Raw genomic sequence first — 13,206 nt, 5'->3', positions numbered from 1 at the left:
CTTTTCTGTCTTTCCCCCCTCCTAGAACTCTAATCGGTGATTGACTGTTGACCATGCTTCTTCCGACACTATCATTTCACCCAATAAAAGAGAAGCCTAGTTACACAGCTTCTCCTGAAATAATGTACCTACCTCTAAAATGGTCGTAGCTAGATCATGCCGATAGAGAGGGTGATTTTCTTCTAAACTATTAATTGACACTTCATTCCCTCCAATTGAAGAATGAACATAAAGTTGATCCCCCATATATAAAGCAATATGACCTGGAAAATAAATTAAGTCGCCCTTTTGCATTTGGTCTCTAGCTATTTTCACAATCGAAAAGCCCTCTACAATTTTGGCATCTCGATAGATCGTCACACCATTTAGCAAATAAGCCATCGAGCACAAACCAGAGCAATCAATCCCCAATGGTGATTTGCCACCCCAACGATAAGGTGCTCCTAAATAACTTAACGCAGTTGCCACCACATTCTCTCGAAATTGCTGCTCGGAAACCGAACGTTCTGTCATTTTTGCCTGTAGCCATTTTGTGCGAACATAGCCCCTTTGCCCTGTCACTAACTGTACAGCTGACCATTCTTCCGGTAAATTTTCTTCTGACACAACACAGATGGAAGAGCCTCTTACAAGTGTTACTAGTTTCGAACTTTGAATACGTGGTTGCTGTAATACATCCGCAAAACTTTGAAAAATGATATGCTGTGCTTCCCTTTCCCACTTAGAGACTAGTACTTCGTCTACTAGTAAGTCTGCCTTCTGACAATAGCCTTCATAGCGATAGGCCGTTTGGATATATACCCAACCTTCATTGACATCCCTGATCCTCTTTACTGTCATCCCATAAAGCACTTCATCGACAACTTCAGACGTTGAAGTTGGCATAGCGTGTAAACTAGCAATCATTGCTGTTACGATAGCCTTCATTACATTCCCTCCTTCCGCTCCACTAGCTCTTGATAAACAACCTTTGATAGACGACCAATTAATTGGCGTGCCTGCTCATTATTCGTCACATTGGTGATAAAAACACCGATACTATAATCGATAGCACTACTATAAACAATCCCCACATCATGATCGACGGTATCAAGTCCTCCTGTTTTATGTGCAAGTTTGATATCATCCACGAGATAGCGCCTTAAGGACTCGTGTATACGCTGCCGACTTAAAATATCAATGACCAATTTACTGTATGCGGGGGACAACACATCTTGCTGGTAAATACGTGTAAAGAGATGAGCCATATCCCGAGCTGACGTGCAATTGTCTATGCCCTTTGCGAGGCGCTCAACATCCATCATTTTACGCTGTAGCAAGGTGTCCTGTAGACCCAACCTGTGGAAATATTCATTTAAAAAATCCATTCCTACTACATCAATTAGGACGTTCGTGGCTGTATTGTCACTAGTAATAATCATCCATACAAGCAGCTCATATACAGTGCTTTGCGTCAGACGTTGTTCGCTCACTACACTGAAATCCACCCAATCGTTCGGCGCAATGGAAAGCGTAGAATCAAGCTCAAGATGGTTGTCCTCCATAGACGATAAGAAAGCTAGAAGAATAGGAACTTTTATTAAACTAGCACTTGAAAATGAATGCTCAAGCTGATGACCAATTAGAAATTGATTGGTTGCTAGATTTTTTACAAATAGATGTACCTCATAAGGTGATGCTTGAATCATCTCGTGAATCTTTCGTTCCATAGGACACCTACCTCATAACCTGGACTCGTTGATTGTCCGCATCCATCGTAATCGTTCTTCCTAAAGGTAACGACATCGTTGGTAAACAATGGCCACAAGCTATATCGGCCAGAATAGGTTTACCTACTGGCACAAGTATTTCCTCGAAAATCGTTTGTAATGATAAACTATGGTCAGGCTTTTCGGGATTTTCTGGTCTGCACTCTGTCCAGGCTCCCAATAAAATGCCTGCCACGTCATCTAGTTTCCCTGCTAGCTGTAATTGGGTTAGCATGCGATCAACTCGTTGCTCCGTTTCATCAATATCTTCTAAGAACAGAATTTTACCTCTTGTATCTATTTCATAAGGTGTACCGAGGGAGGCAGTGACTAATGTTAGGTTTCCACCGATAAGCTGACCTGAAGCTTTTCCAGCAACGAGCGTGGTCATTGGTTGCGCTGCAGGGTTTGCTAAGTAAAACTCATTTGGTTCTTTGTCCATTACTTGTTGCATAAAGGATTGCCATGTAAAGTCATCCATTTCTTGTCGAATAAATTCAGTCGAGGGCATCGGCGTATGATAGGTGACAAAGCCACATAGCTGATTAAACGCTATATGTAAGGCTGTCACATCACTATAGCCTGCAAATACTTTAGGATTTGCCCTAATCATGTCAAAATCCAATTGGGATAAAATTTTCGTGGCCCCATATCCCCCACGTATACAAAAAATACCGTCAATCGTTGGATCACTAAACATTCGATGGACATCTGCCGCACGCAAATCATCAGTACCTGCTAAATAACCGTGCCTCGCATGACAGGTCTCTCCAACGACAACCTTTAGTCCAAGCTTTTCAATACTGGCAATAGCTGGCTGCAGCTTTTCTGGTGGTGTGGCCCCTGAAGCACTTATAAGACCAATTGTGTCACCCTTTTTCAATGCTTTCGGACGAATCATTTCGTTCCCTCCATTTTCAGTAAAATGCGATAATCAGCTAGCTCCTCTTCATTAGCCAAGATAAAATGGCCATCCTCAATTTCAATGAAGGAGGGGGGATGCTGATCATAACGATGCTGTGACGGGTCATAGACCTCCACTACTTTCTCTCGCTCCTTATATGGATTGGGCTCCGGGACGGCTGATAGCAAGGCCCTCGTATAAGGATGAAGCGGATGAGCAAAAAGCTTTTCCGTTTCCGCTAGCTCGACAATTTTCCCTTTGTAAATCACCGCTGTACGATCCGTAATAAAACGGACAATCGATAAATCATGGGCAATAAATAAATAGGTTAAATGATTTTGCTGTTGCAGACTTGCTAATAAATTTAATACTTGCGCTCGAATGGAGACATCTAAGGCGGATATTGGCTCATCTGCAATGATAAACTCAGGCTCCATCACTAATGCACGAGCAATACCGATACGTTGGCGTTGTCCTCCTGAAAACTCATGTGGAAAGCGGCTTGAGAACTCTGGCAGTAACCCTACATTCAATAATGCATCGCGCACTTTTTGCTGCCGTTCTGCCTCATCTTTATATTTTTTTGAAGGATATAACCCCTCTGAAACAATATAATCTACCTTTGCTCGTTCATTCAGAGATGCCATGGGGTCCTGGAAAATCATTTGGATTTTTTGCGTAATTTCTCTATCCCATTCTTTAGGGATTTTTCCTTGAATACTTTTGCCATGATACAAAATCTGTCCCTCTGTCACCTCATTGATGCGCATAATTGCCCGACCAATAGTTGTTTTCCCTGAGCCTGATTCACCTACAATGCCAAACGTTTCACCTTTAAAAATTTGAAAGCTGACATCATCAATGGCTGTAAATTTATTTTTCCCTTTACCAAAAACAACTTTCAAATTTTTTACCTCTACTAGCACTTCTTTCTCAATCATTAGCATACTGCCTCCCCTCTGCAAAAAATGCTTGTAAGGCTGCAGGGGGCTCTACCTTTGGGGCCAATGGGTCCAACAACCATGTTCGCGCATAATGAGTGTCACTGATCTGGAAAAAAGGAGGCCGCTCCAGAAAGTCAATTTTTAAGGCATATGGATTGCGTGGCGCAAAGGCATCACCTTTTATTTCTTGAAAAAGGTTGGGGGGCGTGCCCTTAATGGAATACAATTGTTCCCCCTTGGAGCCAAGCTGAGGTAAGGAGGAAATGAGCGCCCATGTATATGGATGCCTGCTATGAAAGAAAATTTCATGGGTCTCCCCAACCTCAATGACATCGCCCGCATACATCACCGCAATACGGTCAGCAACCTTCGCCACAACCCCTAAATCATGTGTAATATAGACGATTGTTAAGCCATACTTTTGCTGAAGATTCTTTAAGAGCTGTAAAATTTGTGCCTGAATCGTTACATCTAAAGCTGTCGTAGGCTCATCACATATTAAAATATTGGGCTTACAGGCAATCGCGATGGCAATAACAATACGTTGGCGCATCCCTCCAGAAAATTCGTGCGGATATTGCTTGTAGCGTTTTTTTACATCATTGATTCCTACATCCGTAAGAAGTTTTAATGTTTCCTCATACGCTTCCTTGCCCCTTAAGCCTTGATGGAGGACGACACATTCCTCAATTTGTTTGCCAATAGTTTTGAGCGGATTCAACGATGTCATCGGGTCCTGTGTGACCATCGCAATTTCCTTTCCTCGAATACGTAGCCATTCTTGCTCTGTCGTAAACTGGCCTAAATCCTGTGCATTGTAAATGATTCTTCCCTGCTTAATGCTGCCGTTTTTGTCAAGCAAGCCCATAATAGATTTCATTAGCACGGACTTTCCTGACCCTGACTCCCCCACGATAGCTAAGCTTTCTCCCTTGTAAAGATCGAGGGAAATATCCCGAATAGCTGTTAATACACGACCACGTAATGTAAACTGAATCACTAAATTTTGGATAACTAAAATGCGCGATTTTTTCGAGGTCACTTGCTTCATCTCCTTACACATGGTTTTTTGGATCTGCTGCATCTGCAAAGGAATTACCAATAATATAAAATGCGATAGTAATGACACTTAACACAATACTCGGGAAAATAAGCTGATAGCGTAAATCTGGTGACATCATAAGTACGCGCCCTTCATTGATTAAATTTCCTAAGGAAGGCTCACTAATTGGTAGCCCCAGCCCAATATACGTTAAAAATACTTCGGCCCCTATCGCAAAGGGAATTGCTAGACTCATGCGTAACATAATGACAGAAATTAAATAGGGTAATAGATTTTTAAGGATAATCCGATAATCCGGTGTGCCTAAACATTTAGAGGCAAGGTTGTATTCGCGATCTCGTAAAATCACAATTTGATTGCGAATAAATCTAGCCATTTCCACCCACCCCGTTATACACATGGCGATAATGATAGTCGAAATACTTGGCCGTAATATATAAGACATTAAAATAAGGACAATCGTTGTAGGAATATTATCCACAACATTATAAAGCTGTGTAATTGGTGCTTCTAATTTCCTTGAAAAGCCCCACAGCGTACCGATTGTAATCCCCACTACTGCCTCCACTAAAGCCACAACACAGCCGATAAAGAGGGATGTCCGTGTGCCCGCCCAAATACGTGACCATAAATCCTGTCCTATGGAATTTGTGCCGAACCAAAATTCTGCATTCGGGGCTATATTACGTGCCTGCATCCCTGTTTGCTCATCTAGGTATATTTCAGTCGGTGATTTTTGCGCTGGTAAATAGGGCTGGAGAATGGTAAAGCCGACAATAATGAGCACACCGACTAATAAAAAGACAGCCAGTCGATTTTTCAAAAAGGATTGCCATGTAGAGCGCCAATAAGAGTAATTTGAATAACCAGTTTCCTCTGCTTGACGTGCATCGACTTCCGCAAAGTCAAACAAGGTTTCACGGGATTTATTCGAAATATTATTGATTTCATTTGAATACATGCCCATTAACGCACTCCCCCTCCCTTGCCTAATTTAATGCGTGGATCAACAAGGGCCATGGCAATATCCCCTAATATAAGGCCAATGATGCCAAGAGAAGAGAATACTAGCACTAAACCTTGCACAATCGTATTGTCCTGTCGCTGAATAGCATCCACGAGTAAGCCTCCCATTCCTGGAATGGAATAGAGCGATTCGATATAAATAGAGCCGGTAATTGTAAACAATATCGTGGCAGGTAAATATTGTGCCATCGGAATAAAGGCATTACGTAACACATGCTTAAACATTAATGTACGCTCCTTTACACCCTTCGCCCTCGCTAGCTTAATATAGTCCTTGTTCAGTTCATCCACCATGTAGCGTCGCATCCACATCGCATAGGAGGCTGTTGGTGCTAGTGCCATTGATGTTAGTGGAAGTATCCATGTAATCGGCCTGTACTCATCAAACAACATCGGTAACTGGAAAAGTTCTGTAATATACATTTGAATAACCAAGTAATACACGGCTGCTGGGACAGCAACGACAAAAACGATATAGCCTGTCCCAAGCCGATCCAGCCAACGCCCCTTGCGATAGGCCATTAATATCCCTAATGGCACCCCAATCAGTAGCGATAAAGCCACTGCGCCTAAGCCAAAGAGCAGAGAATACGAAATTTTATCACCAATAATCGTAACGACTGGGACATCCGTGCGATAAGTGACCGATTTTCCTAAATCCCCTTGCAACAAATTCTTATAAAAGTTCCCTAGCTGAACTAGCAATGGATCACGCAAGCCTAGATTTGTTAAGTAAACTTCTTGCTGTGCGGGTGACATTTTATCCGCTGCCGCTCCTAAATACCCTTCCTCTGGCATTAACCGTAATAAAGAAAAGACAATGGTGATGATAATAAAAAGGGTTAATACGGATTGTAAGAGTCGTTTTCCTATATACTGCAACATCGCGCCATCCTCCTTTGTCCAAAAGACTAAAGGAGATGCCGACTATACGCTTCGGTATCTCCTTGTTCATCTACAAAATACATCTACTTTTCAGCATTGGCTAAAGCTTCAGCACGTTCTTGCTCCCACTGTGCAAGGGCTTTCTTAAATTCTTCATTGCTCATTGGTTTTTCCAGCACTTTTTGTCCTTTAAATTTCTCCGCTGTTACACCAAATGGTGAGTACTGAGCCTCAAACGGATTTAATTTGGAAGCCACATAGCCACTACCACCTACTGAGTATGGAATGACAAAAGCTTCTTCAATTAAAAAGGCCTCTGCCTTGGCAAATAGCTCATAACGTTTGGCTGTATCAATCGTTTCTTTCGCCTGATCCACGAGATTTTGATAAGTCGTTTTGCCATTAGCCTCTTTATAACCTTCTGCTAATTCAGGTTTATTGTAAGTACCATCAACTGTGAATGGATCTGTATACGTAGATGGATCTGCATAATCAGGGCCCCAGTTTGCTTCTAACAGCGCAAACTTACCTGGACGACGCACCTCTGATAAGAAGCCTGTCGATGGACCAGCCTCTACGATAATGTCGATATAATCTGTCCCTAGTAATTTTTCCATTTGCTGCTCGACTACTTGAGAACGATTCGCCCAATCTGGAATTCCAGCATTATAAGGCATTAATACTTTGACAGGGAAAGTCGCTTTACCCGCCAAGGCTGTTTTCGCTTTTTCTTTGTACTCAAGTGCAAGCTCCTTGTTGAAGGAATCCTCATTGGAAATCGCCGTTAATGGCGCTAACTGTGTATAATCCACCCCTTCAACATCAACAAAATTCTTCGGCGTAATGGTATTGCTTAGCAAATCTGCCGGATTATAAGGCTCAACTGTTAACATGGCAGACACACGATCAAGGGCATGGAATAATGATTTTCGGAATTCTTTATTGTTGACTGCGACCTTCCAGTTATCTGGTTCATATTGTGCGTCAAATTGTGGATTAAAGTTGAGAGCATAGAAGTAGGTATAGAAGTTATTTTGTGTTTGACGAACCTGTGATTTTTTCTTATCGTCTTTAAACCATTCGTCAATAATTGAAGTTGGTATACTTGCTGAATCGATTTCTCCACGTAAAAATAGCTCTGGCGCTACCGTTGCCGCTTCTTTATTGTATTTATAGCGGATGCGGTCAATAAATACGTTGTCTTTATCCCAATACGTCTCATTTTTAACAAGGACCCGCTCATTTTGCGGCTCAAATTTATCTAAAATATAGGCGCCGTTATAAAGGAAGTTTTCACGCGTTGTACCAAAATCCTCCCCTTTTTCCGCAATGAATTGGCCATTTACCGGGAAGAAACAAACATAGTTCAACATAGAAAGGAAATAAGGTGTTGGTGCCTCTAAAGTATATTCTACTGTATGTTCATCTAGCGCCTTTATGCCAACTTCCTTAAAGTCAGTCATCTCACCGTTATAGAATGCTTCCCCATTTTTTACTACTGTCGCAATCCACGCAGTTGATGATTCATTTTTCGCATCCAGGACATAGTGTAAGCCATCCACAAAATCCTGCGCTACGACATCTGCATATTCCTTGCCCTCATGTGTAACCCATTTAGCATCATCTCGCAATTTGAACGTCCACACGGTAGCATCCTCATTTGCAGACCACTCTTTGGCTAGCCCTGGCTGGACAACCCCGTATTGATCATATTCAATGAGCCCATCCACCATATTCGCTGCCACCGCAAACTCATTTGTTTCAGACGTCTTTAAATAATTTAACGTTTTAATTTCCCCTGAATACACAACACGATATTCCGATGCTTTCTCACTCGATGATTCGTCATTACAAGCTACACAAAACAATACAACCAGACATATCAACAACAACCAATACTTCCTCACAAGCATCCCCCTAGTCATCTTTTTATAATGAAAATCCTATTGCCAGGACGGATTGTACCTTTCAATAGGATCATTCAAACATAAAGCTAGGTCCCTCTTAATTGACCCTCTATCGATGAAACAGCCAACGACACCATGTCGTTTGCCTCGGCTTGATTTGAGATATATGACACAATGGCAACAGCGTGTCCTACATGGATAAATTTTCGAGCAGCTCCTACCATTGAATGGAATGGATCAGGTTTGACATACGTTAGAGCCGGTTTCTTGCTTTTGTGAGCGAGGTCTTCGCTCGGTGGAGCGCTTCTCACACTGATTGGAGCGGGGTCTTCGCTTGAGTGAGCGCTTCTCTCACTCTTATGAGCGGGGTCATCACCAAGATGAGCGCTTCTCTCACTTTTATGAGCGGAGTCATCACCTGGATGAGCGCTTCTCCCACTTTTATGAGCGGGTTCATCACCTGGATGAGCGCTTCTCTCACTTTTATGAGCGGAGTCATCACCTGGATGAGCGCTTCTCACCTTGCTATGAGCGGAGTCATCACCTGGATGAGCGCTTCTCACTTTACTATGAGCGGAGTCATCACCTGGATGAGCGCTTCTCTCACTTCTATGAGCGGAGTCATCACCAGATGGAGCGCTTCTCCCACTTTTATGAGCGGGGTCCTCACCAGATGGAGCGCTTCCCTCACTCTTATGAGCGAAGTCCTCACCAAAAGGAGCGCTTCTCTCACTTTTATGAGCGGAGTCATCACCAGATGGAGCGCTTCTCTCACTCTTATGAGCGGGGTCCTCACCAGATGGAGCGCTTCCCTCACTACTATGAGCGGAGTCCTCACCAGATGGAGCGCTTCCCTCACTTCTATGAGCGGAGTCATCACCAGATGGAGCGCTTCTCTCACTTTTATGAGCGGGGTCATCACCTGGATGAGCGCTTCTCACCTTGCTATGAGCGGAGTCCTCGCCAAAAGGAGCGCTTCTCTCACTTTTATGAGCGAATTCTTCGATAGATAGCCCCACTATCGAGCAAACCCACTCACTCCTTCATCTACTCAAAGCAAAACTCTCTTCACGTTAAAAATTGCAATAGTCGTAGAACCTCATAGTAATCGTCGGTTATAAACTCCACCGTATTATGTGGCTTGAATGTGGCATTTGGATAGAAAGAATTGCGGTAGGCTCTTGTATGATCACGGTAAATAATGTCTACCACGAAGCGATCTGGCAACTTCACCTGCAAAGCAGTACGGGGCACCTTCATTGAAGATTCTACCAGTCTTTTCGTTTCCCTAATGGTTAGCTGTGGGCTGACACTAATCGTTGCATTTCCTACGCCTTCTTTTGTCGCAAACGTTACAATGTGGTCATTTAACGCCTGTATTTCTTCTGTGAGCCCCACGTCACCGCTAACGAAGGATACCGGAACACCGTGCAAGGCTGCTGCGTACGTATTGATTAAAAATTCACTTGCATATTCACCATTAATTTTGACATCGGCATATGTGCAAAGCGTATGGGCTAAGGGATTACGTTCACTTCCTCCTTTACTATGGTAGCCAATAAAAATAGCACGATCGAAGCTTTGATCAAGACCTGCTACCATGCACATAGGATCGTATGTCCAGCCACGGATGACTTTACAATTGATTGGCAAATTGGAAATATCCAGATTTCGAGCTGAATCATGTGCATCTTTTAATAAAATTTCTGTGGCCCCTCCTGCGATCGCACCTTCAATCGCTGCTTCTACCTCTCGCGTCATTTGTCTTTGGAAAAATTGATAATCTGGCGCATTTAACTCAGTTTCACTCCATGAGGTTGTGCCAGTAATGCCTTCAATATCTGCGCTAATATATACTTTCATAGAAATCGAAACTCCTTTACAGTATGATTTTGAATTGTTGCGTGTACTGCTCCGTAATAGGCTACTTGCGCTTGAACACGTCTGGCCCATGCCACATTGTGATAATCATAATGCCACCATTCCTCTGCATAATTGGTAAACCCTGCAAGCGTCATACAGTTATACAGTAAGCGCCGATGCCGACAGGCCAGAGGATTTTCTGCTGTATGCTGTTCAAAATACCGTGTAGCTGATTTTTCATTCATTTCATCAAAAGCTGTTCCAAGATCCAAAGCTTTCCCAGTTACATCAACAAGCGTTACATCAATGGCACCTCCTGTTAAATGAGGTGCTAGATGAGCAGACTGTTCACTTGGAAAGGCTACATACCTTTTTGTTGCTTGCATGATCTCTTGAGAAGTCGCCTGCGGCATTTGTTGAGCTAATTGCCTCGAAAAATGACTAAACAAATAGTGTTGCACCTGAAAAGGACGATAGCCATCATAGAGTACTAGACTATATTCCTGTGGTAATAATGTTAACGCCTGCTGCAAACGCTCAAAAACCCCTTTACGTACATAAATTGTTCGTAAACTATCAGGGATTTGTTGCTGATAATAGATAGGCTCAATGAATAATCTCGGATGGGCAGCAGGGATCTGAATAAGCGGCTCATTGCTTTCACATACAGACGGCGTATTAGGATGGTTCCTTTCCATTACAGCTGCTATTGGTTGAAATAGTTTGACGATCCTGGAACACCACCCTTAGAATTTTTGGATAATTCAGTTTTTTAAAATGAATATTATCACAACTCTCTAGCATTGACTAGATAAAAAAAGAATAATTACAAAATAATGGTTATTCTCTGATAATGACACATATTCCAGCAGCATACCGTCGAAAAACCTCTATTTAAGGATTTTATTCAATGTATGGCTCACTCATGCTAAAAAAATGACGAATCCTCTGTTAGTACACAAAAAAAGCTATTGAAACATGGTCTATGTTTCAATAGCTTTTTGAAATGAGTATGCTTCTACCGTATGTCCATTACGACCAACCGTTGTCTGTGCCTGTGAAAGTGAGTTCAAAATGGCTTCCTCTGTTGCTTCAGCAGCAGCAGCAAATAATTGATTCATGATAGGATGGTCCTCACGTAGCTGTGCTCTTGTTTCCACTAGCTGGTCAGTGCTATGAGGGATACGATGGGCAGTTGTAAAGCCAATGACAATATCACCACTACCATGCGAAAAATGACTGCCTGTCCGTCCTAGACCGATACCACAACGTTTAATGACGCGGGTCAATTGTCGGCTACTTAGTGGAGCATCTGTCGCAAGGACAATAATAATGGAGCCATCTGTTGGTGATAAGGTCGATTTGCTTTGAGTAGGTGAAGCTACATAATGCTCGGCTAAAAAGTCTGTACTTTGTCCAAAATTACTAAGAACTAAGCAGCCAACTGTATAGCTAACATCAGGTTGTTCGATTTTAACAAGACGAGAAGATGAACCAATCCCTCCTTTATAGCCGAAACACATCATGCCTTTTCCTGCACCAATGGCTCCCTCCTGTGCGGTATCGTTGGAGGCTTGATGAATCGCTTTGATGGCATGCTCTGGTGTCACAGCACAGGCTCTGATGGAGTTTAAATAACTATCATTACATTCGCCTACAACGAGATTAATGGTTCCTGTTGTGAGGCCAATGTCTTCATTCATGTCTAGCATATAACGCATCGTGCCTTGCGTAACTGCTGGCACACCGAAAGTATTGGTTAGCATAATGGGTGACTCAATAACCCCTAATTCATTGACCTGTACAAGCCCCGTCGTTTTTCCAAAGCCATTCAGCACATAACTTGCAGCCGTCACCTTGTCCTGAAATACATTGCCGCTATGCGGTAAAATGGCTGTGACGCCCGTGCACGCATAGCCTCCATGCTGATCTAATTGCTCATCCAGTGTGACATGACCCACTCGGACTCCAGCTACGTCGGTAATACAGTTTTTTTTGCCGACTGGTAAGGTGCCAATTTTAATGCCTAATTGTCTTACTTTCCCCTGCATAATTTGCTCCCTCCTGAATAGCCATCTCTACAGCAGTCTGTGCATGGATGGCTGTTGTATCAAATACTGGAATCGTAACATTCTCCTGTTGAATCAGCAGACCAATCTCTGTACAGCCTAAAATGACCCCTTCTACACCATCTTTCACAAGCTCGGCGATAACGTGGACATAGTATGACTTAGAGGCTGGCACAATATTGCCTAAGCATAGTTCTTCATAAATAATACGATTTACTTCTATTCGCTCATGTTCGTTTGGCACAATGACTTCAATACCAATTTCCTCTATTCTTGCTTTATAAAAAGCTTGCTCCATTGTATATTTCGTGCCAAGAAGGGCAATTTTCTGTAGGCCTGCTTCTTTAATTTGCCGAGCTGTTGCATCCGCAATATGTAAAATAGGAATGGTGATAGATGCATCAATAATATCAATGACCTTATGCATCGTATTCGTACAAATAACGATAAAATCTGCACCTGCTCGCTCAAGTGATTGTGCTGCTTGAGCAAGGACCTCGCCCGCCTTGTCCCACTCTCCTCTAGCCTGAAAATGCTCAATTTGCTGGAAATCAACACTATATAGGATACATTTCGCAGAGTGTAAGCCTCCGAGCTGTTGTTTGATTTGTTCATTGATAAGTCTGTAATATTGTGCAGACGATTCCCAGCTCATGCCACCAATTAAACCGATTGTTTTCATCAAAATCACTCTCCTTTTTTCTATTATTATACGCGGAACATGCGCAGAAATAAGAGAATTTTCCAAATCCCTATAATTTTCTATAAAATAATTATTGTATTTTACTATGAAACAA

13 protein-coding genes are annotated in these 13,206 nt (G+C 42.6%); all 13 read right to left on the bottom strand.

Features of this window, described 5'->3' with window-relative positions:
• Positions 1-96 precede the first annotated feature (96 nt).
• The 13 genes from OU989_RS08260 to OU989_RS08200 all read right to left on the bottom strand — a co-directional run bounded on the left by OU989_RS08260 (position 97) and on the right by OU989_RS08200 (position 13,091).
• Positions 97-927 (bottom strand): C40 family peptidase, encoded by an 831-nt coding sequence (locus tag OU989_RS08260; protein WP_274796659.1) that lies wholly within the window; start codon positions 925-927, stop codon positions 97-99.
• Positions 927-1,709 (bottom strand): serine hydrolase, encoded by a 783-nt coding sequence (locus OU989_RS08255; protein WP_274796658.1) that lies wholly within the window; start codon positions 1,707-1,709, stop codon positions 927-929. Before OU989_RS08255 ends, OU989_RS08260 begins: the two co-directional genes overlap by 1 nt.
• A 7-nt stretch (positions 1,710-1,716) precedes the next feature.
• On the bottom strand, positions 1,717-2,649 hold the full coding sequence (locus tag OU989_RS08250) for a S66 peptidase family protein (protein ID WP_274796657.1): 933 nt from the start codon (positions 2,647-2,649) through the stop codon (positions 1,717-1,719).
• Positions 2,646-3,593 (bottom strand): ATP-binding cassette domain-containing protein, encoded by a 948-nt coding sequence (locus tag OU989_RS08245; protein ID WP_274796656.1) that lies wholly within the window; start codon positions 3,591-3,593, stop codon positions 2,646-2,648. The genes OU989_RS08250 and OU989_RS08245 overlap by 4 nt, the downstream gene beginning before the upstream one ends.
• The gene (locus OU989_RS08240; protein ID WP_284702028.1) at positions 3,586-4,659 is read right to left on the bottom strand and encodes an ABC transporter ATP-binding protein; all 1,074 of its coding nucleotides are present in this window, start codon (positions 4,657-4,659) and stop codon (positions 3,586-3,588) included. Before OU989_RS08240 ends, OU989_RS08245 begins: the two co-directional genes overlap by 8 nt.
• Positions 4,652-5,626 (bottom strand): ABC transporter permease, encoded by a 975-nt coding sequence (locus OU989_RS08235; protein WP_274796654.1) that lies wholly within the window; start codon positions 5,624-5,626, stop codon positions 4,652-4,654. Before OU989_RS08235 ends, OU989_RS08240 begins: the two co-directional genes overlap by 8 nt.
• On the bottom strand, positions 5,626-6,570 hold the full coding sequence (locus tag OU989_RS08230; RefSeq protein WP_274796653.1) for an ABC transporter permease: 945 nt from the start codon (positions 6,568-6,570) through the stop codon (positions 5,626-5,628). The genes OU989_RS08235 and OU989_RS08230 overlap by 1 nt, the downstream gene beginning before the upstream one ends.
• Before the next feature lie 83 nt (positions 6,571-6,653).
• Entirely contained in the window at positions 6,654-8,483 is a 1,830-nt protein-coding gene (locus OU989_RS08225) for a peptide ABC transporter substrate-binding protein (protein WP_274796652.1), read from the bottom strand.
• Between the two features lie 553 nt (positions 8,484-9,036).
• On the bottom strand, positions 9,037-9,399 hold the full coding sequence (locus tag OU989_RS08220; RefSeq protein ID WP_274796651.1) for a hypothetical protein: 363 nt from the start codon (positions 9,397-9,399) through the stop codon (positions 9,037-9,039).
• A gap of 146 nt (positions 9,400-9,545) precedes the next feature.
• Positions 9,546-10,340: a M55 family metallopeptidase gene (locus OU989_RS08215; RefSeq protein ID WP_274796650.1), complete on the bottom strand. Its 795-nt coding sequence runs from the start codon at positions 10,338-10,340 to the stop codon at positions 9,546-9,548.
• Complete coding sequence (locus tag OU989_RS08210) at positions 10,337-11,038, bottom strand: M15 family metallopeptidase (RefSeq protein WP_274796649.1); 702 nt, start codon at positions 11,036-11,038, stop codon at positions 10,337-10,339. The genes OU989_RS08215 and OU989_RS08210 overlap by 4 nt, the downstream gene beginning before the upstream one ends.
• A 285-nt stretch (positions 11,039-11,323) precedes the next feature.
• The gene (locus tag OU989_RS08205) at positions 11,324-12,391 is read right to left on the bottom strand and encodes a DmpA family aminopeptidase (RefSeq protein WP_274796648.1); all 1,068 of its coding nucleotides are present in this window, start codon (positions 12,389-12,391) and stop codon (positions 11,324-11,326) included.
• A complete protein-coding gene (locus OU989_RS08200) occupies positions 12,360-13,091 on the bottom strand; it encodes an aspartate/glutamate racemase family protein (protein WP_274796646.1) in 732 nt (243 codons plus the stop codon). Before OU989_RS08200 ends, OU989_RS08205 begins: the two co-directional genes overlap by 32 nt.
• Positions 13,092-13,206: the final 115 nt, after the last annotated feature.

The sequence above is a fragment of the Lysinibacillus irui genome (assembly GCF_028877475.1).
Taxonomy (GTDB): Bacteria; Bacillota; Bacilli; order Bacillales_A; family Planococcaceae; genus Lysinibacillus; species Lysinibacillus irui.
The sequence above is the reverse complement of the archived record's forward strand: the minus strand, read 5'-3'. Positions and strand labels throughout refer to the sequence as shown.